This window comes from Afifella pfennigii DSM 17143, from assembly GCF_000688515.1.
Classification (GTDB): Bacteria; Pseudomonadota; Alphaproteobacteria; order Rhizobiales; family Afifellaceae; genus Afifella; species Afifella pfennigii.
Genome location: NZ_JHZK01000001.1, coordinates 231,213 through 254,217, shown reverse-complemented (window position 1 = coordinate 254,217; position 23,005 = coordinate 231,213). Strand labels below are relative to the sequence as shown.

Below are 23,005 nucleotides of genomic sequence, written 5' to 3'. Positions count from 1 at the left end.
TTGGCCAACCTATGGTGCGTAGAAGCAAGCCACGACGGTGGCGTCAACGCCTATCGGGGAGAGTTTTCGCGCAACCTTCTCCGGGCCTTGGTTCGGCAGAGGCGACTGAAAGCGGTCCGGTGGCTAGCGCGGGAAGAGAAAGACGGCGCCGGCCCGCGCGCCGAAACCATCCGGCCCGCTGCTCGGGCTTTCGACCCAGTAGCGGGCGCCGAGCTGGAACTGCACCTTCTGAGCCCCGATCGACGTCAGCTTGGAGACCACAAGGTTGACCGGGATCGCCCAGTCTTCCGTTTCCCAATTGTACGTGGATTCGGAGTTGAGCGAGAAGGTCCAGGCGCTCGGCGTCGTGTAGGAGATGAAGGGCTGCAGAAAAGTGGCGCTCACATCGGCCCGCCCGTTGGGACCGGCGAGCGACCATAGGTGGTTGGCGAGCGCGCCGTAGGTCCACGGCCCCGCCTGGGCGAGGACGACGCCCGTCGGTCCGACACTGAGCTTGCCCGTGCCGAGGAGCTCGTCGGTGCCGGTCGGAAGGCCGATCACCGGGCCGACGCCCCAGGTGATGTTGCCAAGGCCCGTTTCCAATGGCGCGCTCGGCGAGAAGAACAGGCTTTGCGTGACGTCGCCGACCCCGAACTGCGTTCCGGAGGCGCCGGCGATGTCATCCTGCAAGATGACGGGCGTGATCGTTCGCGAGATGACGTTCCAGCTCTCGTTGAGCGAGAACGGGATCACCGGCTGGATGTTGACGAAGGCTCTGTCCCCGTCGGCGGGCCCGTATCCGGTGTCATAGTTGAACTGGAAGGGGACGGAGATCAGCGAGGAGACCGGGTTCGCCAGCTGCTTGGCGAGGTCCACGTTTTCGTCCTGCGCTCTGGCTTCGGCGCCGACAAGCGCGAGCGAGCAAGCGATGAGGGAGATCGCGGTAAGTCTGGAGCGCATAACGTCTTCTTCCTCCCGAAACTTGTTCCGGACAGATTGACGATGAAATCGATTCCGAATTTTCGCAAGTGAAGTCATGCTCATATCAATATTCATGTATTTTAAACTTCCAGTAGTTGCCGTCAGGCCACACTATCTTCCAGTCCTTCGCCATGTCGACGACCGTCCAGCCATTCGCCGCCGCGTCGCCGGGCGCCTTGGCGTCAAATCCTTTTGGCCTCGTATCGGCCGTGGCCTTGGGTCGGCCTCGCTCTTGGGGGGCGCGAAAGAAGCATCCCCGGACGTTCGTCTGCGTCGCGGCGACGTGATGTCCACCGGGCGCGGGCGCACTCATGATCGGCATCTGAATGACTGCGCTCCGGGGCCTGCTCGGCCGAGGCAGCGAAAGCAACCCGCACGGGCGCGACATCCAAGGCGAAGGCGCGCCGGCATTTGGCCAGGCAAAAACTGAGCCGCAACAGCGTTCCCCCCTTAACCGGTCAGCCCCGTCGTTACCCAGGAGCGTAGGACGCCCGCCACTCATTTTGCGCCGCTGGGCCGAGGAGCGAATATCAAATGACGACGCCGACCGCTACCGCCGCGAGCCCTTGGCAGCACGCCTGCCCCGAGCGAGCGGGAGTGCGGCGAGCGTGCGCTCTCTAGGGGCGCTGCCGAGGTCGGATTGCCGCTGCGCCCGATCGGGGACCGGCACTTCTACATCCCGCAAGCCGCTCTAAAGTCCTTTCTCGGGGCAAAGCGTGCGCCCTAGCAGAAAGACGTCATCAAACCATGCAAGGCGGGCAACGTTTGACCGGTCGGGCAAAAAACGCGGAAGGTGCCGGCTTGATGCGTTGCCAGGACACGGGAATTGGCAGCGAGGACGCTCGGCCGTTCGTCGACAAAGGGGCAGAAGATGACCCAGGCAGCCATCGGCTTTGGCACCCAGATCCGAAGGTCTCCGTATTTCGACGCGACCATACGCTGGGGCGCCAAGGCGTTCTCCGTCTACAACCATATGTATATTCCGCGTGACTTCGGCGATCCGGAGCAGAACTTCTGGAACCTCGTGAACGACGCGATCCTGTGCGACGTCGCGGTTGAGAGGCAGGTCGAAATCACCGGACCGGACGCCGCGGAATTCGTGCAGATGCTGACGCCCCGCAATCTGTCGAAGATGGCCGTCGGGCAGTGCAAATACATCCTGATCACCAATGCCGACGGCGGTATCTTGAACGATCCGGTGCTGCTGCGGCTCGGGGAAGACCACTTCTGGATATCGCTTTCCGACAGCGACATCCTGCTCTGGGCGCAGGGCGTGGCCGTACATTCCGGCATGGATGTCACGATCCGCGAGCCGGACGTTTCGCCGCTGCAGTTGCAGGGCCCGAAATCGGGAAAGGTGATGGAGGCCCTGTTCGGCGAAGGCATCGCGGAGCTGCGCTACTACTGGCTGCGCGAGGCGGAGCTTGCCGGCATTCCGCTCCTCATCTCGCGCACGGGCTGGTCCAGCGAGCTCGGCTACGAGCTGTATCTGCGGGACGGATCGAGAGGCGACGAGCTTTGGGAGCGGATCATGGCGGCCGGGACGCCGTTGGGTCTGAAGCCCGGCCACACCTCGACCATTCGGCGCGTGGAGGGCGCCATGCTCTCCTACCACGCCGACGCAGACATCCACACGAACCCGTTCGAGCTGGGCTTCGACAGACTGGTCGATCTGGAGATGCCGGCCGACTTCATCGGAAAAGCAGCGCTGCGCCGTATTCGCGAGAACGGGGTCAGTCGCCGACAAGTCGGCCTGCACATTGAGGCGCCGCCGCTGAAGGAGCCCAATGCGACGTTCTGGGCCGTCAGCAAGAACGGAGCCGTCGTCGGCAAGGTCACATCGGCCGTCCATTCACCGCGGCTGAAACAAAACATCGCGCTGGCCATGGTCTCGCCGAGCCTTGCCGAGCTGGGTACGCAAGTCGATGTGGAGCTGCCGTCCGGGTCTGCGCCGGCGGTCGTTGTGGAGCGGCCGTTCTTCGATCCCAAGAAGAAGATTGCCGCCGCCTGAGCGAAAACCAGCCATCCAGTTGGGGGATCGAGCCGCGGCTTGAGGGAAGCGAGCCTTGGCTTGACGACGATTTGGGAGGCGAAGAAACCGGACCGCCCGATCGACCGACGCAGCAAAAACGAAGCGTCCAAAGCGATTAATCAACTTCTACAAGCTGGAAACAAACGCAATTTTTTACTATGGGCAATCCGTTTTGGCAGCCAAAACACGATCTCCCTCCTCAATGGAGGGGACATATAACAAGAGCACGATCTAAGTAACGAGTCCGGGGGCGGGAAGCATACGCTTTCCAAGTAATCGCAGCGTTGCGACGTTAGGGAACCGCGACGTAGCGACTTGAGCATCCGCCGCCATGCTAGGCGGGTGACAGAGCACTCCTGGCCGTGACGAAGACGAACACGAACTGGGAGGAAGCTTACCATGATACGTCTCTTTCCTGACGCGAACTGGACACGGCCAATGCGCGCCCTGCTGGCGCTGGCGGTGATTGGCGCCCTCGGCATCGGTATGGCGGGGATTTTGCCCGCCTTTGCCCAGGAGGACGGCGAGGCAGACCAATCCAACACCACGACGGGGATGTCGCCCGCCACTGAAGCCGACGACGATGAAGAAAACGACGAAGGCGACGAAGACGAAGACGAAGACGAAGACGAAGACGAAGAAGACCAATCCAGCAATCCCCTGACCGGCCTTGAAGCCTACTACCAGAAGCTGGATAGCGAGCCGGCCTATGCCAGCAGCCTTGAGGCAGCCGTGGCCAAGCTGGTGCAGAACCGCGACATCGCCATCCCCTACGACTACATCGCTACGCTGATGCGCATCCCCAACGCCTTCGGTGAGGGCGCGGCCTGCGTCGTCTGCCACTCTTCAAGCGATCCGGAGCACAGCTACCGGGGCCTGGACCTGACCACGTGCGAGGGCATCAAGACCGGCTCCACCGAGCCGCCGGCACGGCCTCTTTTCGAGCCCGGCAACGCCGCGGAAAGCCTGTTGCAGCGGCGCCTGCGCGACAACCGCATGCCGTATGGCGTGGCGTTCGACGCGCCGACCGACACCTCCCACATCCGCGCCATCGAGACCTGGATCGACGACGGCGCCAACAATGACGAGTTCTTCCAGCAGGAGGTGCTTCCCCTGTTCGAGGATCCGCGGGCCTTCGGCGGCTTGCTGGCCTGTACGGAATGCCACCTTTCCAACCAGGAACCCCCCAGCTTCCACGAGCTGGATCTGACAAGCTACGAGGGCATCATGCTGGGCGCCGATTCCGTCGCCAAAGCCGAGGAGGGATTGCCGCCCGTGCCGATCGTGGTTCCGGGCGACGCAGCGGCGTCTCGCCTTTACCAGCGCCTGACGGAGAACCGCATGCCGGCCGGGATCGAGCCGAGCGAGAACCGCGACCATCCGAACATCCAGATCATGATGCAATGGATCGACCAGGGGGCGAGTTGCGACTGAGCCGCCGGGTGATCTGCGCGGGGAGGGGTGGCGCATGTCGCCCCTCCCGCCGGGCCGTCCTCTGGGGTCTTGCCGCCCTCGGCGCGAGCGGCTTTTCCGGCCGCGGTGCGGCGCGGGCGGCGAGCGGGGCCTCAGCGCTCACGGTGGCGTGGCGCGGGACGACCGACAACAGGACGCTGGCGCCGGCGGCGTTCCAAGATGGCCGGGTTCTTCTCGCCGGCGAGGCGGCGGCGGAAGCCTGGAAGCTCGACGGCACCCGAGCCTGGCGCAGGGCCCTTCCGACCGCCGCGCACTTCGCGCCGCGCCTGGGCCGGGACCGCGTTGCGATTGTCGGTCGAAAGGGACTTTCCGTCCTGGACGCGGCGGACGGCAGCCTCGCATGGCAGGCGGCGCCGCGCGAGGCCTTCGGGGCGCCCCTTGTCGACGAGGGCCGGCTGTATCTCGGCGACGGGCCGGACCTGGCATCGTTTTCCATGGCCGACGGCACATCTCTGTGGCGCCATTCCATCGAGGGCGGAGCCAAGATCCACTACGCTCCCACGGCACGGGCGGGCACCTTGTATGTGGGCGCCGGCGACGGTCGCCTGACAGCGCTTGAGGCTGCGACGGGCCGGGTGCGGTGGTCCGTCGACCGCGCCGCGAACTGGCAGTATCTGCGGCAGATGGCGGTGACGGCCGATGGCGGCGTTCTGGTTGCCGGTGGCTACGAGGACGAGGTTTTCGGCCTGGATCCCGCCGACGGGGCTATCCTTTGGCGCTTCGACGCCGGCAACTTCGTCAACAGCCAGCTCGTCTACGACGGCGACGTCTATTTCTGGTCGCCCACCGGCTGGGTGATCGGCCTCGACGCTCGCACGGGTGAGCGCCGCTGGCGCACCCGCACGCATCGTTTCGGGGCCGACGGCGGCACCGATTGGAGCGCCATCATGGCCGAGATCCGGGCTTCCGGTCCGTGGTTGTGGGTCCTGGACATGAACTCCCGGTTGCATGTGCTGGAACGGGCGGGGGGACGCGAGGTGGCAACGCTCGACCTGCCCTTCCGCACCCGCCCGTTCGTCACACCGACCGCCGACCCCGCACAATTGGTGTTTGGAACCTATAACGGCGAAGTCGCGGTGGTCCGGGTTTCGGGCCTGCCCGGTAGCGGCTCCGCACAATGACGACGCACGCCCAGTCGCGCTCGCTCGGTACCGCCACCCCCATCCGTTTCTGACAGCAATTCTCACGGCGACCTTCACGGCTGCCCCCGCCTGCAAGCGTGGCCACCGGACCGCGCGGACCTGACAGCCCGCTGACAGGATCGGTCAGGCGTCTGTCAGCACAGCTATGGCACGGCACCTCCTGTACCGCCGCAGTTTCAGCCGCGTGCCCTCAAGGAGGACCCCCTCATGTGCAAGCCCTTCGTCGCCGCCGCTGCGCTCGCGCTTCTCGTCAGCAGCCCCGTCCTGGCGTCCTCTGATGCGCCAAAGGGGACCGACGCCCCCCGCTCAGAATGGATGAGCAAGGCTAAGATCGCCAAGCTCATCATGAACCGGGACCTCACGGTGACCTGTGTTGCCGCCGAGGAGAGCGTCTACGAGGTTGAAGCCACCGCGGCCAACGGAAACGAGCTTGAGCTCTACGTCCACCCGCTGAGCGGCGAGATTCTCAGGCAGTCGCCAGCCAAGTGAGGTCGGCACCCACAGCTGCGCCGTCGCTGAAGGAGCCCAGCACGGCGTTCTGGGCCGTCAGCAGGAACGGAGCCGTCGTCGGCGAGGTCAGGCGCCGGTTCGATCCCGGTCGCGTATGGTGATGGCGGGCAACGCGCGATGAAAACGCGAACTATTCCCTCGCTATAGCGCTATGATCGGGCGAGTTTTGTCAATCATTGCCCGGGCGTTGGGGATTGACACCATGGCCATTACATATTACGTAACGCGTAATTGATCTCATTGTAGACGGGTCATGCGCCGACGCTATGATACAGTCCTTCAGTTGTCGCGAGACCGAAGCGCTGTTCAGGCGTAAGCGTTCGCGACGATTCGGTGCCATTGAGCGACAAGCAAGGCGTAAGTTGCTGATGCTTGATGCCGCCGGCGTCTTGGACGATTTGCGGCGCCCCCCTGGCAATCGTTTGGAGGCGCTGCGCGGGGACAGGGCTGGAGCTCATTCCATTCGGATTAACGACCAATGGCGGCTTTGCTTTGTCTGGACGCAAGAGGGGCCGCAAGAAGTGGAGATTGTGGATTATCACTAGCCCTTCCGAGGGCATCGCGCACGATGGGCAAGCCTGCTTAGGCTGGAAGAGGCCCGCGGAGCTGGGCAAGGAGGCCCGAACGCGACATGACGACGAATTATGATCCTATCCATCCCGGGGAGATTCTCGACAAGGAATTCCTTGAGCCACTCGGCGTGAGCGCATCGGAACTAGCTCGCACGATTCACGTGCCGACCAACCGCGTCACCCGACTCATCCGTGGTCAGGCTGCCGTAACTCCGAACACTGCGCTGCGTCTGGCGCGCGCTCTACGCACCACGCCCGAGTTTTGGCTCAATTTGCAATTGCGCTTCGACCTCGACATGGCCAGCGACGCAGGAGAGTCTTTAGACGATATCGCCCCTATCGTCGCAGCTTAAGGTCAGCCTACGAAGCGAAGTTCGGCGGGCTTGCAAAGAGCTGAGGCGGCGGAGGTGGTACAGTTTAAGGTAACAGGGTCCGGAAGCCGCAACGTGCGGTAGAACATAAAGTAGGAACGGCCGCGAACGGCGTTCGCACTTATGTTCCAGAGTGGCGGAGGGGGTGGGATTCGAACCCACGGTACGCTCACGCGCACAACGGTTTTCGAGACCGCCCCGTTCGACCACTCCGGCACCCCTCCGTGGGTAAATGGCGCGAGGCGCGCCGTATCTACGCATCGCCGGCGCCGCTGACAAGGCCCTGTGCACCCGTCGCGCCCGTGCGCGCGGCATCGCCGCAAAAAAGGGGTCGGCGCTCGTTCGCGGCTTTCCCGCAGCTTTGCCGGCCGCCCGGCCGTTGTGCAAACGGCCACCTCGCGGCTATCGATAGGGCGCGGCTATCGATAGGGCGCGGCTATCGATAGGGCAACGGGCATCGCAGCGACGGGGCGGAAACGAACATGGACTTCACCATCTCCTCCAGGATCGAGGATTTTCGCACGCGCATCGCCGCCTTCGTCGAGGAGCACATCCTGCCGCTGGAGGCCGACAGGGCCTCCTTCGACGCGCAGGAGAACATCCGCCGCGACCTTTTGCAGGAGCTGCGCGCCAAAGCGCGCGCGGAGGGCCTCTGGTGCCTGCAATTGAAGCCGGAAAACGGCGGCCAGGGGCTCGGGCGGGTCGGCATGGCGGTCTGCTACGAGGAGATGAACCGCTCCATCTTCGGGCCGGTCACCTTCAATTGCGCCGCGCCCGACGACGGCAACATGATGCTCCTGGAGGCGGCCGGCACGAAGGCGCAGAAGGAGTGGTGGCTGAAGCCCGTCATGGAGGGCAGGGCGCGCTCCTCCTTCGCCATGACGGAGCCGCATCCGGGCGGCGGCTCCGACCCATCCATGATGCAGACGACGGCGCAAAGGCGCGGCGACAGCTATGTCATTACGGGCCGCAAATGGTTCGCCACCGGGGCGGCGGAGGCGGAAAGGTTCATCGTCGTGGCACGAACCTCCGAGGATCCGCGCCGCGGGCTGACGGCCTTCCTCTTCGATGCCGACCAGCCGGGATGGCGGATCGACCGGCGCATCGAAATCCTCGGGCCGGAGGAGCATGGCGGGCATTGCGAACTGGTCTTCGAGGGGCTGGAAGTGCCGGCGGAAAACGTTCTGCTGGAGGAGGGCAGGGGGCTGAAGGTGACGCAGATGCGGCTCGGGCCGGCGCGCCTGACCCATTGCATGCGCTGGCTCGGCCTTGCCAAGCGCTGCGTGGAGATCGCCCGCGACTATGCGGAGCGCCGGCACGGCTTCGGCATGCGTCTTGCCGACCGGGAAAGCGTGCAGATGATGCTCGGCGATCTCGCCTACCGCATCGAGATCGGCCGGCTTCTGGTGATGAAGGCGGCCTGGGAGCTCGACCGCGGCGGCTTTGCCCGCAAGGAGGTCTCGATGGCCAAGATCCATGTCGCCAATCTCCTGCATGCGGCGGCCGACACCGCCATCCAGATCAACGGCGCGCGCGGCTATTCCAAGGATACGGTGCTGGAATGGATCTACCGCTATGCGCGGCAGGCGCGGCTGGTCGACGGCGCCGACGAGGTGCACAAGATGGTGCTGCACCGGCTCCTGCAAGCGGAGGATCGCAGCTTCTGGTCCTGGGATGTCGCATGAGGGCGCCATGAGGGCGGGCCGAAGCGCGGCAATCGATTTCGATGTCGCCGCGCTGCGCGCCTATCTGCAGGAGCTGTTCGCCGACAAGACAGGCGAGACGCAGGTGGAACGCGTCGCCGGCGGTCAGTCGAACCCCACCTATTTCGTCGATTTCGGCCGCCGCCGCCTGGTTTTGCGCAAGAAGCCGGTCGGCGACATCCTGCCGGGCGCGCATGCGATCGAGCGCGAATTCCGGGTGATGAAGGCGCTCGGGCCGACGGATGTCCCGGTGCCGGAGGTCTTGGCGCTGTGCGAGGACAGCTCGGTCCTCGGCACGCCCTTCTATCTGATGCGGCGGCTCGAAGGCCGGGTGTTCCACGATTGCGCGCTTCCCGGGCTCAGCCCTGAGGCGCGGCGCGCCATCTATCTTGCCATGGCGGAAGCCCTGGCGCGGCTGCACGCCGTCGATCCGGCGGAGCTCGGGCTCGGCGACTTCGGTCCGCCCGGCAATTACTTCGAGCGCCAGTTCCGGCGCTGGTCGCGGCAATACGCGCAATCGCCGGGCGAGCGCATCGCCGCCCTCGACGAGGTTTGCCAATGGCTTGCGCAGAACATGCCGCCCGAGGAGGAACGGCGCGCCATCGCCCATGGCGACTTCCGGCTCGGCAATCTCATGTTCCATCCGCAAAGGGCGGAGGTCATCGGCATCCTCGACTGGGAGCTGGCGACGCTCGGCCATCCCCTGGCGGATCTCGGCTTTGCCTGCATCGCCTGGCGCAGCGCGCCGGAGGAATATGGCGGCCTGTTGGGGCTCGACCTGGCGGCGCTCGGCATTCCTTGCGAGAAGGCGTTCGTGGCGCATTATTTCGCGCATGCGGCGCCGACCTCGCCGCTCGGGCGCTTCCACGTCGTCTTCGCGCTCTTTCGCTTCGCGGTCATCTTCGTGGGCATCGCCGAGCGGGCAAGGACGGGGACGGCCGCCGCCCACAACGCGCGCGAGGTGGCGCCGCTTGCGGCGAAGTTCGCCGAGCGGGCGAGACAGGCGATGCTGGCGTCCTGAAAGGGAAAGGCCTAACCAGGGCAGGGCCTAACCAGGGCAGGGCCTTGACTTCGCCGAGATCATGGGCCATCTCGCGGGCAACCGGCGTGGGCCAAGCCCGCGCCTTTCTCCGTTCAGCTCCTTTAAGGGGCCTTCGGAGCAACCGGTCAGACTGAACAAAAAGCCGATCCGGCGGGGCCTAAAGCGCCGTCAGGGCGGGATCGAACACGAGGCAGCAATGTTCGCAGTCATCAGAACCGGCGGCAAGCAATACCGCGTCGCCGCCGAAAGCGTTCTTGAAGTGGAAAGACTCGCCGGCGAGGCGGGCGATACCGTCACCTTCGACGACGTGCTCATGCTCGGCGGCGAGGGCGAGCCGAAGATCGGCTCCCCGCTGGTCAGCGGCGCGTCGGTCGCGGCGGAGATCGTGGAGCAGAAGCGCGGCCGCAAGATCATCATCTTCAAGAAGCGCCGGCGGCAGAATTCGCGGCGCAAGAACGGCCACCGCCAGGAATATACGCTGGTGCGGGTCACCGAGATCCTGACCGACGGCAAGAAGCCGTCCGCCGCCAAGAAGGCCGCGCCGAAGAAGGCGGAGAAGGAAGAGGCGCCGAAGGCTGCCGCGCCGGCCGCCGAAGAGGCTGCGCCGAAGAAGAAGGCGGCCAAGGCGTCGGAAACCTCCGCCAAGGCGGAACCGAAGGCGGAAGAGGCCGGTGCGCTGTTCAAGGCCCCGGAGGGTCCGGCGGACGATTTGAAGAAGCTGCCCGGCGTCGGGCCGGCGATGGAGAAGAAGCTGAACGCGGTCGGCGTTACCCGCTACGACCAGATCGCCGGCTTTTCCAAGGACGACCTTCAGCGCCTCGACGAGGAGCTGAAGCTGAAGGGCAAGGCGGAGAGCGAGGACTGGGTCGGTCAGGCCAAGGCGCTCGCCGACGAGACGAAGGAGTAACGAGAAATGGCGCACAAAAAGGCAGGCGGCTCCTCCCGCAACGGTCGCGATACCGCCGGCAGGCGCCTTGGCGTGAAGAAGTTCGGCGGCGAGAGCGTTCTGGCCGGCAACATCATCGTGCGCCAGCGCGGCACCCGCTGGCATCCGGGCCAGAATGTCGGGCTCGGCAAGGACCATACGATCTTCGCGCTGACGGAAGGCAAGGTTGAGTTCCATAAGGGCCTCAAAGGGCGCACCTATGTGTCGGTGCTGCCGCCGCAGGAGGCTGCCGAATAGCCGCCCTGGCGCGGCCTCCCGCCGATCCAAGCGAAACGACAGAAAAGGGGAAGCGGGCAACTGCTTCCCCTTTTCGATTCCGGTGCTCCATCCATGTCCGCCGCAGAACCTCAGATCCGAACTGAACGTCTTGTCCTGGTGCCGACGGCGCCGGAGCATGCGGCGGCGCTTCATGAGCTGAAGAACGATTTTGAGGTGGTGCGCATGCTGGCCAACGTTCCCTGGCCGCTTTCCGTCGATCCTGGCCTGCCGCACCAATTGCCCGGGCTTACCCATTTCGCCATCCTTGCGAAGGAAGGACCGGTCGGCGAGATCACCTTCAAGCATCCCGGCTCGGGCGCGCCGCCGCGCGCCATGCCGAGGCTCGGCTATTGGATCGGCAGGCGCTTTTGGGGGCGCGGCTATGCCACGGAGGCGCTCGACGCCATCGTCGCGGCCGCGTTCCTTGAGCCCGGCTTTGCCGGCAAGGACTTCCCGGAACGGCTCGGCGCCGGCGTCTTTACCGACAATCCGGCCTCGCGGCGGGTGTTGGAGAAGCTCGGCTTTTCCCGCGCCGGAGGTTACCTGCTGCACGCCGTGCCCCGGCATGCGGAGGTGGAGGTCGACGACATGCAGATGACGCGCGCCGCGTTTCTGGCACGGCATGGCGCGCCGGAGGCGCTGGTATGAAGTTCCTCGACGAGGCCAAGGTCTATATCCGCTCCGGCGATGGCGGGCCTGGGGCCGTCTCCTTCCGGCGAGAGAAATATATCGAGTTCGGCGGTCCCGACGGCGGCGATGGCGGGCGCGGCGGCGACGTCTGGGTGGAGGCCGTGGACGGGCTCAACACCCTCATCGACTATCGCTATCAGCAGCATTTCAAGGCCGAGAAGGGCGGCCACGGCATGGGGCGCAACCGCACCGGCGCCGGCGGCAAGGATAGCGTCCTGAAGGTGCCCGTCGGCACCCAGGTCTATGCGGAGGACAAGGAAACACTGCTTGCCGATCTCGACCGGCTGGGCGCGCGGGTGAAGCTCGCCGGCGGCGGCAATGGCGGTTTCGGCAACACGCATTTCAAGAGCTCGGTCAACCAGGCCCCGAGACGCGCCAATCCCGGGCTGCCGGGCCAGGAGATGTGGGTGTGGCTGCGGCTGAAGCTGATCGCCGATATCGGCCTTGTTGGCCTGCCCAATGCCGGCAAGTCGACCTTCCTTGCCCGCGTGACGGCGGCCAAGCCGAAGATCGCCGATTATCCCTTCACCACGCTTCACCCCAATCTCGGCATGGTGCGCCACAAGGGGCGGGATTTCGTGCTGGCCGACATACCCGGCCTCATCGAGGGCGCGCATGAGGGCGCGGGCATCGGCGACCGCTTCCTCGGCCATATCGAGCGCTGCGGCGCGCTCGTGCATCTCGTCGACGTCACCGGCGATGCGGCGAGCGCCTATGAGACGGTGCGCGCCGAGCTCGCCGCCTATGGTCACGGCCTTGCCGAAAAGCCGGAAATCCTCGTCCTCTCGCGCACCGATCTGGTGAGCGAGGCGGAGCTGGCGGAAACGAAGAAGGCGCTCGGCGAGGCCGCCGGCAAGGTGCCTCTGGCGGCCTCCGCAGCGACGGGAGCGGGGATGGAGGCGGTGCTCGATGCCTGCCTGAAGCTTCTGCCCGGGCGGGTCGGCACGCAGACGGAAGAGGAAAGCCAAGCGGGCGGCTGGAGCCCGTTATCGTGAGGCGGCGATGACGAAGCTTGCGCGCTACCGACGGATTGTCGTCAAGGTCGGCTCCTCGCTGCTTGTCGAGCGCGGCGGCGACGTCAGGAGGGAATGGCTCGATTCGCTCGCCGCGGACATCGCCGATCTGGCGGCGGCGGGGGCGGATTGCCTCGTCGTCTCCTCCGGCGCCATCGCGCTCGGGCGTGCCCGGCTCGGCCTGGCGGGAAGAAAACTGAAGCTGGAAGAGGCGCAGGCGGCCGCCGCCATCGGCCAGATCGGCCTGTCGCGCGCCTGGGCGGAGGTCTTGCAGGCGCGCTCCATCCACGCCGCGCAGGTGCTCTTGACGCTCGGCGATACGGAGGAGCGGCGGCGCTATCTCAACGCCCGCGCCACCTTGACGACGCTGCTTTCGCTCAAGGCCGTGCCGGTGATCAACGAGAACGACACGGTGGCCACCAACGAGATCCGCTACGGCGACAACGACCGGCTGGCGGCGCGCGTCGCGGCGATGGTCGGCGCCGATTGCCTGGTTCTCCTTTCCGATGTCGACGGGCTCTATTCGGCCCCGCCGGCGCAGGCGAAGGACGCCAGGCTCATCCGCGAGGTGCCGCAGATCACCGCCGAGATCGAGGCGATGGCGGGCGATGCCGGCTCGGAGTTGTCGCGCGGGGGCATGCGCACCAAGATCGAGGCCGGCAAGATCGCGGTCGCCGCCGGCGCGGCGATGGTGATCGCCTCCGGCCACCATCTCAATCCCTTGAAGCGCGTCGCCGAAGGCGCTCCCTCGACGCTCTTCCGCCCGCAGACGACGCCCGCCTCGGCACGCAAGGCCTGGATCGCCGGGCATCTGGAGCCGAAGGGCTCGCTCTTCCTCGATGCGGGCGCGGTGAAGGCGCTGGGTGCCGGCCGCTCGCTCCTGCCGGCAGGTGTCACGGGTCATTCCGGCCGCTTCCAGCGCGGCGATACGGTGATGCTTCTCGATCCCGCCGGCGGGGAGATCGGCCGCGGCATCGTCGCTTACGACGCGGAGGAGGCGGCGCAGATCATCGGCCGGCAATCGAAGGAGATCGCCGCCATTCTCGGCTATACCCGCCGTCCGGCGCTGGTGCACCGCGACGACATGGTGCTACGCGAGCCGGCGAAGGGGGAGGCGTAAGACATGAGCGGCCTTGTGGAGCCTGCGCGCCCCGCGCTATCACCTAGTGGAAGCCTATGGAGAGGAAGATGAGCGTCGTTGCGCTGAAGACGGATGGTGACACCGCCGCGCTGATGGCCGAGATCGGCCGCCGCGCCCGGGCGGCCGCGCGACCGTTGGCGCTCGCTTCCGCCGCGACGAAGCTCAAGGCGCTCCTTGCCATGGCCGAGGCGATCCGCCGGAACGTGGAGCCGATCCTGGAGGCGAACGCGCTCGACATGCAGCGCGGCGAGGCGCAGGGCCTGTCATCGGCGATGCTCGACCGGTTGCGGCTCGATGCGGGCCGGGTGGAGGCGATCGCGGCAAGCGTGGAGGCTATTGCAGAGCTTGCCGATCCCGTCGGCGACGTCACTGCCTCCTGGACGCGGCCGAACGGCCTTGCGATCGAGCGCGTCAGGACGCCGCTCGGCGTCATCGGCGTCATCTATGAGAGCCGGCCGAACGTCACCGCCGATGCCGGCGCGCTGTGCCTGAAGGCCGGCAACGCCGTGATTTTGCGCGGCGGCTCCGATTCCACCGAAAGTTCCGCCGCCATCCACGCCTGCCTGGTGGAGGGGCTGAGGGCGGCCGGCCTGCCGGAAGACGCCATCCAGCGCGTGCCTACCCGCGACCGTGCGGCCGTCGGCGAGATGCTCACCGGCCTTTCCGGCAATGTCGACGTCATCGTGCCGCGCGGCGGCCGCTCGCTGGTGGAAAGGGTGCAGAACGAGGCGCGCGTGCCCGTCTTCGCCCATCTGGAGGGCGTCTGCCATGTCTATATCCATGCAGGCGCCGATCTGGAGATGGCCAAGGACGTCGTCCTCAACTCCAAGCTCAGACGCACCGGCATTTGCGGCGCCGCCGAGACGCTCCTCATCGACCGGGCGGTCGTCGATACGCATCTGCAGCCGATCCTGACGGCGCTCGCCGAGGGCGGCTGCGAAATCCGCGGCGATGCGGAGGTTGTCGCCCGCTTTGCCGGCGCCGTGCCGGCCAGCGAGGAGGACTGGCCGAAGGAATATCTCGCCGCCATCATCGCGGTGAAGGTCGTGGACGGGTTGGAAGAGGCGTTGGAGCATATCGCCAGCTACAGCTCCGGCCATACCGAGGCGATCGTCACGAGCGACGAAGAAGCGGCGCGTCGCTTCCTGTCGGTCGTCGATTCGGCCATCGTGCTGCACAACGCCTCCACGCAATTCGCCGATGGCGGGGAGTTCGGCATGGGCGCGGAAATCGGCATTGCCACGGGGCGCATGCATGCCCGCGGGCCGGTGGGCGTGGAGCAGTTGACGAGCTTCAAATACTGCGTCCACGGCGCCGGACAGACCCGGACGTGACGGCAGCAGGCGCGCAGGGTTGAACCAGGCCACAAGGTCGAGCCGTGTCTTTGCCGGCCTGCCCCCGCACGGGGCGGGCCAGCGCATCGGCCTTTACGGCGGCTCCTTCAATCCGCCGCATGAAGGTCACCGGCAGACGAGCCTGAAGGCGCTCTATCGCCTGAAGCTCGATGCCGTCTGGTGGCTGGTCACGCCAGGCAATCCGCTGAAGGAGGCGCAAGGGCTGAAGCCGCTTTCAGAGCGCATGCGGGCGGCGGCCGAGCTGGCGGCGCATCCGCGTTTCTTCATCACCGGCATCGAGGCGCGTTGGCGTTTGCGCTACACGGCGGACTTTCTCACGCGCCTCACGGCGCGGCTTCCGGCGACGCGCTTCGTCTGGATCATGGGCAGCGACAATCTTCAGGGCTTCCACCGCTGGGAAGACTGGAACGAGATCGCCGCCACCGTGCCGATCGCGGTGGTGCCGAGACCTCAGTCGCTCACCGCGCTGCTTTCCTCCCGCGCCGCCGTCGCCCTTCGTCGCTACCGTTTGCCGACCATCTTCGCGCCCTTGCTGGCCGATTGCGTGCCGCCGGCCTATATCGTGCTTGACGGACCGCGTACCGGCGCCTCGTCGACGGCGTTGCGCATCGGCGCGGAATGAAGATGGCAGCGTGGCGCTGGCGCCACATTTGCCGGCAAGACGAAATGTCCGGCAGAATGGACTTGAAACTGTCACAGTCGCGTTTCTATGTTTGTCACGTGACATTGGGTCACTTGGGAGTTTTGCAGAAGGATTCGGAAGCTCCCTTATTCGGCTAGGAAGGAAAGAGGGTTCTACTCCTGACTACAAGCCAAGCGGAGGCGAGCATTCACATGCTTCAGCCTCAGACAGCTCAGGCAGGCGCCGGCCCGGTTCCGGCGGATGAGCTGCACACGATCCTCGCCAGCCTCGAAGACGCGAAGGCGGAGGATGTCGTCACCATCGACATTGCCGGCAAATCGGCCCTTGGGGACCACATGGTGGTCGCCTCCGGGCGCTCGCATCGGCATGTGGGTGCGATCGCCGACCGGGTGATCCAGGATCTGAAGGCGCGCGGCGAGAACGTCCCTCGGGTGGAGGGGCTGCCGCATTGCGATTGGGTCCTGATCGATACCGGCGACGTGATCGTCCACGTCTTCCGACCGGAAGTGCGCGACTTCTACAATATCGAGAAGATGTGGTCGGCGGAGCCTTATTCGGAGCGCCGCGCCAACAGCTAGCTGTCGATGCGCTTGCTGATCCTTGCGGTGGGCCGGATGAAGTCCGGCCCAGAGGGCGAACTTGCGGCGCGCTATCTGGAACGCGTGCGCAAAGCCGACAGAAGCGTCGGCATCGCCGGCGTGGAGCTGAAGGAGATCGCCGAATCGCGGGCCGACCGCCCAGCCGAACGCAAGCGAGAGGAAGCGGCGGCGCTGCGCAAGCTGATCGGCGCGCATGGCTTCGTCGCTCTCGATGAGACGGGCGAGGACATCACCTCGGAGGCGTTCTCGGCCCTGATCGGCCGGCAGGCGGATGAAGGCGCCCAGCTCCTTGCCTTCGTCATTGGCGGGCCCGACGGGCTCGATGCGGCGCTGAGGCAAGAGGCGGCCGCCTGCATCGCCTTCGGGAGGATGACCTGGCCGCATAAGATCGCCCGCGTGATGCTCGCCGAGCAGCTCTATCGGGCTGTGACCATCCTTTCCGGGCATCCCTACCACCGGGAGTGAAGGTCGCCGCTGTCGCCTGGCCCGGCAGAAAAACTTGGCCTTGGTAGGGTCGCAACTGGCATTGTGGAAGCCGTGACGAATCACGTTGCAACACATCGGCCCCGCCGTCTCGTCAGCTATCTCGCCGGCCTGGCGCTCGTCGCCGCGATGGCGATCGGGGGTGCCGGCGCCAGCGAGAGCGATGTGGCGGAAGAGGCGAGGGGTGCCAGCGAGAGCCTCGCCGAGCCGGCACCGTCCTCCGCGGAGGCGCGCGCCAGGGCGCGGCAGGCGGAGCTGGAGGCGGTGCGCCGTTCCATCCTGGTCTCAGAGAAGCGCCAGGAGCAGCTGCGCCGCGAAATCGAGGCGGTGGAAGCCGACCGGGCGCGGCTGAGCGGCGAGCTCATCGCCACGGCCCAGCGGCTGAGGCGGGCGGAAAACGGCATCGCGGAGGCGGAGACCCGGCTTGACCGGCTGATCGCCAACGAGGAGGGCCTGCGCCGCTCGCTGGAGGCGCGCCGGGAAGTGCTGGCGGAGGTGCTGGGCGCCCTGCAGCGGATGGGCCGCACGCCGCCGCCGCCGATCCTGTCGCGCCCGGAGGACGCGCTGGCGGCCATTCGCGGCTCCATCCTGGCCGGCGCCGTCCTGCCGGATATCCGCGTTGAGGCCGAAGCGCTCGCGGCCGACCTTGCCGAGCTCACCCAACTGAAGGCCCGGATCGAGGAAGAGCACGAGGAATTGAAGAGGCAATATGCGGCGCTCGGCGAGGAGCAGACGCGCATCAACCTCCTGGTGGAATCGAAGCGCTCGGAGCATCAGCGCACCGAGGCCGCGCTCGCGGCAGAGCAGGGCAAGGCGGCCGAGCTAGCGGAAAGCGCGGAGAGCCTGGAAGGCCTTATCGCCTCGCTGGAAGAGGAGGTTGAGGCGGCGGCGCGGGCGGCGGAGGAAGCGCGCCGGGCCGAGGAAGCGCGGCGGGAAAAGACGCCGGAGGAAAGACAGCGCGCTCTTCAGGACACCTCGCGCCTGGCGCCGGCGATCGAGTTCGCCAAGGCGCGCGGCCTTCTGCCGCTGCCGGCGGCCGGCAGCGTGCTGACCCGCTACGGCGAGGTCGACGAGCTCGGCTCACATGCCGAGGGCGTCTCCATCGCCACCCGCAACGGGGCGCGCGTGGTCTCGCCCGCCGATGGCTGGGTCGTCTATGCGGGTCCTTTCCGCACCTACGGGCAAGTCTTGATCCTTAATGTCGGCAGCGGGTATCATATTGTTCTGGCTGGCCTTGAGAAGATTGACGTCGCCCTTGGCCAGTTTGTACTGACGGGCGAGCCGGTTGCGACAATGGGTGCTCAACGCCTTGCAAGCATAGGCAATGTTGACCACACTTCGGCCCAGCCCATCTTATATGTCGAGTTCCGTAAGGACGGTCACTCGATCGATCCCGATCCCTGGTGGGATCGGAGCGGAGAGCAAGAGGTTCGAGGATGATGCGCAAAATGGGTCTCGTCGCCGCGGGCGCCCTCGTCGGCGCGCTCGCCATGAGCGCCGTGGTTCAGGTCGGGCAGAACGGCTCGGCGACCGCCGCGTCGTCCGAGACCTATCGCCAACTCAATCTGTTCGGAGACGTCTTTGAGCGAGTGCGGGCCGATTACGTCGAAGAGCCCGCGGAAGCCGATCTCATCGAATCGGCCATCGACGGCATGCTCACCTCGCTCGACCCGCATTCCAGCTATCTGAACCCGGACGATTTCCGCGACATGCAGGTGCAGACGCGCGGCGAGTTCGGCGGCCTCGGCATCGAGGTCACCATGGAGGACGATCTCGTCAAGGTGGTGACGCCGATCGAGGACACGCCGGCCGATCGGGCGGGTATCCTGCCCGGCGACGTCATCACCCATCTCGACGACGAGCCGATCGCCGGCCTGTCGCTGCGCGAGGCGGTCGACAAGATGCGCGGCCCGGTCAACTCGCCGATCACGCTGACGGTGCGCCGCGAGAGCGCCGACGCGCCGGTGAAGATCAAGATCGTGCGCGATATCATCCAGGTGCGCTCGGTGCGCGAGAAGGCACACGAGGATGTCGGCTATATCCGCATCAGCCAGTTCAACGAGCAGACCAGCGAAGGGCTGGACGATGCGTTCGCCAAGATCTCCAAGGAGATCCCGGAAGACGAGCTGAAGGGATACATCCTCGACCTTCGCAACAATCCCGGCGGGCTTCTGGACCAGGCGATCGCCGTCTCCGATGCCTTCCTGGACCGCGGCGAGATCGTCTCCACGCGCGGGCGCAAGTCGGACGACGTGCAGCGGGCCACAGCCCGCTCCGGCGACAAGGCGAGCGGCAAGCCGGTGATCGTGCTTCTCAACGGCGGCTCCGCCTCGGCCTCTGAAATCGTCGCCGGTGCCTTGCAGGACCATCGCCGCGCCACGGTGATCGGGACGCGCTCCTTCGGCAAGGGATCGGTGCAGACCATCATCCCGCTGGGGCGCAACGGCGCCATTCGCCTGACCACGGCGCGCTACTACACGCCTTCCGGCCGCTCCATCCAGGCCAAGGGCATCGAGCCGGATGTGGAGGTGACGCAGGAACTGCCGGAGGAGCTGAAAGGCCGCGAAGAGACGACCGGCGAGGCCAAGCTGCGCGGGCATCTTTCCAGCGAAGACGGCGATGAGACCGAGGTCTCGGCATCCTCCGCCTATGTGCCGCCGGAGGAAGAGGACGACAAGCAGCTGCAATACGCGCTCGACCTTCTGCGCGGCATCCAGGTCAACAACATGTTCCCGCCGGACCCCTCGCAGGGTATACCTAACTAAGCGATTCGGCGGGGCACAGGCCCCGCCTGCCAAGCCGATCCGGCGGGGTTGATGGCGGCAGACGACCTCAATTCCCCATTGAAGCGCAAGACGCGGCCGCCCCGTAAAGGGCGGCTTGGCGTCTTCGTTTACGCGCCCATTGCGCTTGCTTTCGGGGCCCTCGTCACCGGGCTGGTGTGGACGGCGCTCGTCGACGATCCCGATGGCGGGCGCGCCGTCGCCGTGGCGCATCTGGGCGAAGACGCCCCGGCGACGACCGGCAGTATCGGCGATCCGATTGCGGCGGCGCGTGCCCGCGCCCTTCAGGCGCCCGGCTGGAGGATGGGCGGTGAAGGCGCCGCAAGCGGGATCGCAGGCGAGGGCGAGAACGCCAGCGCGGCACCCGATCCAGCCGAGCCGCAGACCGATTTCCAGCGCATGCAGGCGATGCTGCAGCAGGCGCCGCGGCAGGCCGGAGGCGCCACTTCCGGGCCTTTGCCTGAGCTCTTGGAGGCATCCGCCCATGGGCCGCTGCCGCGTATCGGCGAGGACGGCACCTTGCCCCGGCAGGCCTATGCGCGGGCGGCCAGCCTTGCGCCGGACCGCCCGAACATCGCCATCATCGTCGGCGGGCTCGGCCTCAGCCAGACCGGCACGCAACGCGCCGTGCGCGACCTCGATCCGGCGGTGACGCTCGCCTTCGCACCGACCGGGGCGAGCCTGAAGCGCTGGGCGGAAATGGCGCGCGATGAAGGGCACGAACTGCTGATTCAGGCGCCGATGGAGCCTTTCGGCTATCCGAGCGTCAATCCGGGAGAGCGAACGCTTCTCGTCTCCGCCGAAGGCGGTCGCAACGCCGACAACCTGGCCTGGATATTGAGCCGTATCGGTGCATATACCGGCGTCATGAACTATCTGGGCGGCCGCTTCTCGGCCGAGGACGAGGCCATGCGCTCGCTGCTCGCCCATCTGGGGGAGCGTGGGCTCTTCTATGTCGATGACGGCAGCGCGGAGGAAAGCGTCGCGGCACGGATCGGCGCCTCGCTCGGCACGCCCGTCGTCACGGCCGACCGGAGGCTCGATCAGGCGCGCAGCGCCGGCGAAGTGGAAAAAGCCCTTAACGAGCTGGAGATATTTGCCCGGCGTAATGGGAGAGTGGTTGCCGTGGCGCCCGCTTTCCCCTCGACCGTGGCGGCGATCGCCGCCTGGATGCCGGGGGCACGGGCGCGCGGCGTTGAATTCGTTCCCGTCAGCGCGCTGGCCGAGGAGAGGAAGTAAGCCAGTCATGATCCATCGCAACGGCTTCGGCATGCCGCCGGAGGGCTATCGTCCATGCGTCGGCCTTGCCGTCTTCAATCCGAGCGGCCTCGTCTTCATCGGGCGCCGCACGGGCGGCGAGGAAAGCGTTGCCCAGGGCTTTGCCTGGCAGATGCCGCAGGGCGGGATGGACAAGGGCGAGACCGCGCGCGAGGCGGCGTTGCGCGAGCTTTGGGAGGAGACCGGCATCCGCTCCGTCTCCGTCCTGGCGGAATCGCCGCTGTGGTGGTGCTACGACCTGCCGGAGGAGCTGTGCCGCTCGGCCTGGAAAGGCCGCTACCGCGGGCAGACGCAGAAATGGTTCGCCTTCCGCTTCGAGGGCGATGAGAGCGAGATCGATATCGGCCCGCGCGAAGGCCACGCCCAGGAATTTCTGGAATGGCGCTGGGAGCGGCTGGAACGCACGCCCGACCTGGTCATCCCCTTCAAGCGCGACGTCTACAGGCAGGTGGTCTCGGCCTTCGACCGATTTGCGGCGCTTTAGCGCTTTGCATGGTTATCAGATCGTCAATCGGTGACGATCTTGACCATCCTGCCGGCGCCCGGCGCCTCGTTCGGGCCGAGGCCATTGAGGAGCCTGAAGAGTTCCGCCTTGCGCTCCACGCCCTTCATGCGCGACGCGATGCTGGCGACGGTATCGTTCTCACCGGTGATCATGAGGTCGATGCGCAGGGGCCGCAGACGCGCCACCTCGGCGGGGCTGAGGCGGCGGAAGCTCGCCATCGTCTGAGCGAGGGCCGCGTCGATATCGCCGGCGCCGCCGCGCTCGGCGAAGATGAAGCGATAGGCTGAGCTGCCGAGACGGATGGCGCCAATGCGGAAGTTCCAGTCGCCGGCAACGGCGCTGGCGGTCGCCGCAGGCATGCCGCTCACCTCGGCCGTCTCGATCGTGCCCTCCTGCAGACCGTTGATCCAGCCGGAGGCAAGATAGGCCTCAGGGCTCTGATCCTCCTTCAGGCGCACCCCGTCGAAGCGCATCGCCGTATCGTGGCCGGCGGCGGCCAGGACCGCCTCGCGCGTATTCTCCAGCCGGTAGCGCGGCGGGACCTTGAAGGCGATGGCAAGCCGCGGATGCAGGAATTCGCGGCCGCGCACGAAGCCCTCGGAAGGATCGTCGCCGTAGATGATGCCGTCGATGGCGCGCAGATAGGGGATACGCCCTTGTTCGCCGATGCCGGGCGCTCCGAACTGGCGCGCCGCCTGCAAGGCGATCGCCCGCCGCTCCAGCGCCGCCGGATGCGAGGAAAGGAAGTTGGCCGCATCGTCCTTCTGGCCCGTGGCGGAGCGGAAGGCGGCATAGCGCTCCAGCTTGTCGAGGAAGCGCGAGGCGGCAAAGGGATCGAAGCCGGCGCGGCCGGCGATGCGGATGCCGATCCGGTCGGCCTCCACTTCCTGCTCCTGGGAGAACTGGGCGAGCGTGCGGCGCGATTTCAGCCGCGCCGATTGCCCGGCCTGGGAATCGGAGAGGACATCGGTGGCGACGCGCTCCACCAATTCGCTGGTCTCCACCCGCTGGGCGCGTTCCAGGGCGTGCTTGGCGATGACGTGGGCGATCTCGTGCGAGAGCACCGCCGCCAGCTCGGAGCGATCGTTGGCCAGCGCCAGAAGCCCGCGGGTCACATAGAGATAGCCGCCCGGCAGGGCGAAGGCGTTGGCCACCGGCGAATTGAGAACGGTCACTCGGTAGGAGCGCCCCGGCTCGTCGGAAGCGGCGACGAGGCGCTTGACGATGCCGACGGTCTCGCGCTCCACGTCCGGGTCGGAATAGGTGCCGCCATACTGGGCGATGACGCGGGCATGCTCGCGCGCGCCGATGACGTTTTCGGTCGGGGAGACGGTGGAGGGCAGGCTCGGCAGGGCAGCGACGGGGTCGACGCGCGCCGGCGCGGCCGAAGGCGCCAGCTGACAGCCCGCCAGGGTGGCAGCGAGAAGAAAAGCCGAGACGGCGGAGCGCATGGAAAGGCCCATGCGCCGAACCGGCCTGTAGATCAAGGCTTCCTTCGCCATCCTT

The 23,005-nt window shown here is 66.6% G+C and carries 24 protein-coding genes and 1 tRNA gene; 21 read left to right on the top strand and 4 right to left on the bottom strand.

Going from position 1 to position 23,005, the window contains the following annotated elements; genetic code table 11:
* Window positions 1-123: 123 nt before the first annotated feature.
* On the bottom strand, window positions 124-939 hold the full coding sequence (locus Q331_RS0101300; protein ID WP_026379183.1) for a hypothetical protein: 816 nt from the start codon (window positions 937-939) through the stop codon (window positions 124-126).
* An 85-nt stretch (window positions 940-1,024) separates the two neighbouring features.
* Window positions 1,025-1,282 carry a hypothetical protein gene (locus Q331_RS23635; RefSeq protein ID WP_156953224.1) on the bottom strand — a complete coding sequence of 86 codons (258 nt, stop codon included), beginning with the start codon at window positions 1,280-1,282 and terminating at the stop codon, window positions 1,025-1,027.
* 549 nt (window positions 1,283-1,831) lie between these two features.
* Here Q331_RS23635 and Q331_RS0101295 point away from each other — a divergent pair.
* The 6 genes from Q331_RS0101295 (at window position 1,832) to Q331_RS0101270 (ending at window position 7,042) form a co-directional block, all read left to right on the top strand.
* Window positions 1,832-2,971 carry a glycine cleavage T C-terminal barrel domain-containing protein gene (locus Q331_RS0101295; protein WP_026379182.1) on the top strand — a complete coding sequence of 380 codons (1,140 nt, stop codon included), beginning with the start codon at window positions 1,832-1,834 and terminating at the stop codon, window positions 2,969-2,971.
* A 459-nt stretch (window positions 2,972-3,430) separates the two neighbouring features.
* Window positions 3,431-4,426: a hypothetical protein gene (locus Q331_RS19400; protein ID WP_051630292.1), complete on the top strand. Its 996-nt coding sequence runs from the start codon at window positions 3,431-3,433 to the stop codon at window positions 4,424-4,426.
* A gap of 143 nt (window positions 4,427-4,569) precedes the next feature.
* On the top strand, window positions 4,570-5,586 hold the full coding sequence (locus Q331_RS0101280; protein WP_026379181.1) for a PQQ-binding-like beta-propeller repeat protein: 1,017 nt from the start codon (window positions 4,570-4,572) through the stop codon (window positions 5,584-5,586).
* A 228-nt stretch (window positions 5,587-5,814) separates the two neighbouring features.
* Window positions 5,815-6,096 (top strand): PepSY domain-containing protein, encoded by a 282-nt coding sequence (locus Q331_RS0101275; RefSeq protein ID WP_026379180.1) that lies wholly within the window; start codon window positions 5,815-5,817, stop codon window positions 6,094-6,096.
* Between the two features lie 287 nt (window positions 6,097-6,383).
* Complete coding sequence (locus Q331_RS23325) at window positions 6,384-6,662, top strand: type II toxin-antitoxin system RelE/ParE family toxin (RefSeq protein ID WP_084174552.1); 279 nt, start codon at window positions 6,384-6,386, stop codon at window positions 6,660-6,662.
* Between the two features lie 86 nt (window positions 6,663-6,748).
* Window positions 6,749-7,042, top strand: a complete 294-nt coding sequence (locus tag Q331_RS0101270) for a HigA family addiction module antitoxin (RefSeq protein WP_026379179.1) — start codon at window positions 6,749-6,751, stop codon at window positions 7,040-7,042.
* Window positions 7,043-7,194: 152 nt separating this feature from the next.
* Here Q331_RS0101270 and Q331_RS0101265 read toward each other — a convergent pair.
* Window positions 7,195-7,284: transfer RNA gene (locus Q331_RS0101265), tRNA-Ser, on the bottom strand.
* 258 nt (window positions 7,285-7,542) lie between these two features.
* Here Q331_RS0101265 and Q331_RS0101260 point away from each other — a divergent pair.
* The 15 genes from Q331_RS0101260 (at window position 7,543) to Q331_RS0101190 (ending at window position 21,478) form a co-directional block, all read left to right on the top strand.
* A complete protein-coding gene (locus tag Q331_RS0101260) occupies window positions 7,543-8,745 on the top strand; it encodes an acyl-CoA dehydrogenase family protein (protein WP_026379178.1) in 1,203 nt (400 codons plus the stop codon).
* Between the two features lie 7 nt (window positions 8,746-8,752).
* Window positions 8,753-9,784 carry a phosphotransferase family protein gene (locus Q331_RS0101255; RefSeq protein ID WP_034490671.1) on the top strand — a complete coding sequence of 344 codons (1,032 nt, stop codon included), beginning with the start codon at window positions 8,753-8,755 and terminating at the stop codon, window positions 9,782-9,784.
* A 217-nt stretch (window positions 9,785-10,001) separates the two neighbouring features.
* Window positions 10,002-10,712, top strand: a complete 711-nt coding sequence (locus Q331_RS0101250) for a 50S ribosomal protein L21 (RefSeq protein WP_026379176.1) — start codon at window positions 10,002-10,004, stop codon at window positions 10,710-10,712.
* Window positions 10,713-10,718: 6 nt separating this feature from the next.
* A complete protein-coding gene (gene rpmA, locus Q331_RS0101245; RefSeq protein WP_026379175.1) occupies window positions 10,719-10,988 on the top strand; it encodes a 50S ribosomal protein L27 in 270 nt (89 codons plus the stop codon).
* A gap of 93 nt (window positions 10,989-11,081) precedes the next feature.
* Entirely contained in the window at window positions 11,082-11,657 is a 576-nt protein-coding gene (locus Q331_RS19395) for a GNAT family N-acetyltransferase (protein WP_084174550.1), read from the top strand.
* Window positions 11,654-12,694 (top strand): GTPase ObgE, encoded by a 1,041-nt coding sequence (obgE, locus tag Q331_RS0101235; RefSeq protein WP_026379174.1) that lies wholly within the window; start codon window positions 11,654-11,656, stop codon window positions 12,692-12,694. Before Q331_RS19395 ends, obgE begins: the two co-directional genes overlap by 4 nt.
* A 7-nt stretch (window positions 12,695-12,701) precedes the next feature.
* Window positions 12,702-13,832 carry a glutamate 5-kinase gene (gene proB, locus Q331_RS0101230; protein WP_026379173.1) on the top strand — a complete coding sequence of 377 codons (1,131 nt, stop codon included), beginning with the start codon at window positions 12,702-12,704 and terminating at the stop codon, window positions 13,830-13,832.
* Window positions 13,833-13,900: 68 nt separating this feature from the next.
* Window positions 13,901-15,187: a glutamate-5-semialdehyde dehydrogenase gene (locus tag Q331_RS0101225; protein ID WP_026379172.1), complete on the top strand. Its 1,287-nt coding sequence runs from the start codon at window positions 13,901-13,903 to the stop codon at window positions 15,185-15,187.
* A gap of 19 nt (window positions 15,188-15,206) precedes the next feature.
* The gene (locus Q331_RS0101220) at window positions 15,207-15,830 is read left to right on the top strand and encodes a nicotinate-nucleotide adenylyltransferase (RefSeq protein WP_051630286.1); all 624 of its coding nucleotides are present in this window, start codon (window positions 15,207-15,209) and stop codon (window positions 15,828-15,830) included.
* A 212-nt stretch (window positions 15,831-16,042) separates the two neighbouring features.
* Window positions 16,043-16,429 (top strand): ribosome silencing factor, encoded by a 387-nt coding sequence (gene rsfS / locus Q331_RS19390; protein ID WP_084174548.1) that lies wholly within the window; start codon window positions 16,043-16,045, stop codon window positions 16,427-16,429.
* A gap of 6 nt (window positions 16,430-16,435) precedes the next feature.
* Window positions 16,436-16,915 carry a 23S rRNA (pseudouridine(1915)-N(3))-methyltransferase RlmH gene (gene rlmH / locus Q331_RS0101210; RefSeq protein WP_026379169.1) on the top strand — a complete coding sequence of 160 codons (480 nt, stop codon included), beginning with the start codon at window positions 16,436-16,438 and terminating at the stop codon, window positions 16,913-16,915.
* A gap of 72 nt (window positions 16,916-16,987) precedes the next feature.
* The gene (locus Q331_RS0101205; RefSeq protein WP_026379168.1) at window positions 16,988-18,373 is read left to right on the top strand and encodes a murein hydrolase activator EnvC family protein; all 1,386 of its coding nucleotides are present in this window, start codon (window positions 16,988-16,990) and stop codon (window positions 18,371-18,373) included.
* Complete coding sequence (locus tag Q331_RS0101200; RefSeq protein WP_026379167.1) at window positions 18,370-19,698, top strand: S41 family peptidase; 1,329 nt, start codon at window positions 18,370-18,372, stop codon at window positions 19,696-19,698. Before Q331_RS0101205 ends, Q331_RS0101200 begins: the two co-directional genes overlap by 4 nt.
* Before the next feature lie 51 nt (window positions 19,699-19,749).
* On the top strand, window positions 19,750-20,955 hold the full coding sequence (locus Q331_RS0101195) for a divergent polysaccharide deacetylase family protein (protein WP_034490572.1): 1,206 nt from the start codon (window positions 19,750-19,752) through the stop codon (window positions 20,953-20,955).
* Between the two features lie 7 nt (window positions 20,956-20,962).
* Entirely contained in the window at window positions 20,963-21,478 is a 516-nt protein-coding gene (locus tag Q331_RS0101190) for an RNA pyrophosphohydrolase (RefSeq protein ID WP_245615485.1), read from the top strand.
* Window positions 21,479-21,501: 23 nt separating this feature from the next.
* Here Q331_RS0101190 and Q331_RS0101185 read toward each other — a convergent pair whose 3' ends face one another.
* The gene (locus Q331_RS0101185; protein ID WP_245615484.1) at window positions 21,502-23,001 is read right to left on the bottom strand and encodes a M48 family metalloprotease; all 1,500 of its coding nucleotides are present in this window, start codon (window positions 22,999-23,001) and stop codon (window positions 21,502-21,504) included.
* Window positions 23,002-23,005 lie beyond the last annotated feature (4 nt).

Bases quoted from the DNA above. Each gene is read 5' to 3' on its own strand.
- rsfS (WP_084174548.1), top strand. From the start codon at position 16,043: ATGCTTCAGCCTCAGACAGCTCAGGCAGGCGCCGGCCCGGTTCCGGCG.
- rpmA (WP_026379175.1), top strand. From the start codon at position 10,719: ATGGCGCACAAAAAGGCAGGCGGCTCCTCCCGCAACGGTCGCGATACC.
- proB (WP_026379173.1), top strand. From the start codon at position 12,702: ATGACGAAGCTTGCGCGCTACCGACGGATTGTCGTCAAGGTCGGCTCC.
- Q331_RS0101185 (WP_245615484.1), bottom strand. From the start codon at position 23,001: ATGGCGAAGGAAGCCTTGATCTACAGGCCGGTTCGGCGCATGGGCCTT.
- Q331_RS23635 (WP_156953224.1), bottom strand. From the start codon at position 1,282: ATGCCGATCATGAGTGCGCCCGCGCCCGGTGGACATCACGTCGCCGCG.
- Q331_RS0101295 (WP_026379182.1), top strand. From the start codon at position 1,832: ATGACCCAGGCAGCCATCGGCTTTGGCACCCAGATCCGAAGGTCTCCG.
- Q331_RS19400 (WP_051630292.1), top strand. From the start codon at position 3,431: ATGCGCGCCCTGCTGGCGCTGGCGGTGATTGGCGCCCTCGGCATCGGT.
- Q331_RS0101300 (WP_026379183.1), bottom strand. From the start codon at position 939: ATGCGCTCCAGACTTACCGCGATCTCCCTCATCGCTTGCTCGCTCGCG.
- Q331_RS0101275 (WP_026379180.1), top strand. From the start codon at position 5,815: ATGTGCAAGCCCTTCGTCGCCGCCGCTGCGCTCGCGCTTCTCGTCAGC.
- Q331_RS0101260 (WP_026379178.1), top strand. From the start codon at position 7,543: ATGGACTTCACCATCTCCTCCAGGATCGAGGATTTTCGCACGCGCATC.
- Q331_RS0101190 (WP_245615485.1), top strand. From the start codon at position 20,963: ATGATCCATCGCAACGGCTTCGGCATGCCGCCGGAGGGCTATCGTCCA.
- Q331_RS0101255 (WP_034490671.1), top strand. From the start codon at position 8,753: ATGAGGGCGGGCCGAAGCGCGGCAATCGATTTCGATGTCGCCGCGCTG.
- Q331_RS23325 (WP_084174552.1), top strand. From the start codon at position 6,384: ATGATACAGTCCTTCAGTTGTCGCGAGACCGAAGCGCTGTTCAGGCGT.
- Q331_RS19395 (WP_084174550.1), top strand. From the start codon at position 11,082: ATGTCCGCCGCAGAACCTCAGATCCGAACTGAACGTCTTGTCCTGGTG.
- Q331_RS0101250 (WP_026379176.1), top strand. From the start codon at position 10,002: ATGTTCGCAGTCATCAGAACCGGCGGCAAGCAATACCGCGTCGCCGCC.
- Q331_RS0101200 (WP_026379167.1), top strand. From the start codon at position 18,370: ATGATGCGCAAAATGGGTCTCGTCGCCGCGGGCGCCCTCGTCGGCGCG.
- rlmH (WP_026379169.1), top strand. From the start codon at position 16,436: ATGCGCTTGCTGATCCTTGCGGTGGGCCGGATGAAGTCCGGCCCAGAG.
- Q331_RS0101225 (WP_026379172.1), top strand. From the start codon at position 13,901: ATGAGCGTCGTTGCGCTGAAGACGGATGGTGACACCGCCGCGCTGATG.
- Q331_RS0101270 (WP_026379179.1), top strand. From the start codon at position 6,749: ATGACGACGAATTATGATCCTATCCATCCCGGGGAGATTCTCGACAAG.
- Q331_RS0101195 (WP_034490572.1), top strand. From the start codon at position 19,750: ATGGCGGCAGACGACCTCAATTCCCCATTGAAGCGCAAGACGCGGCCG.
- obgE (WP_026379174.1), top strand. From the start codon at position 11,654: ATGAAGTTCCTCGACGAGGCCAAGGTCTATATCCGCTCCGGCGATGGC.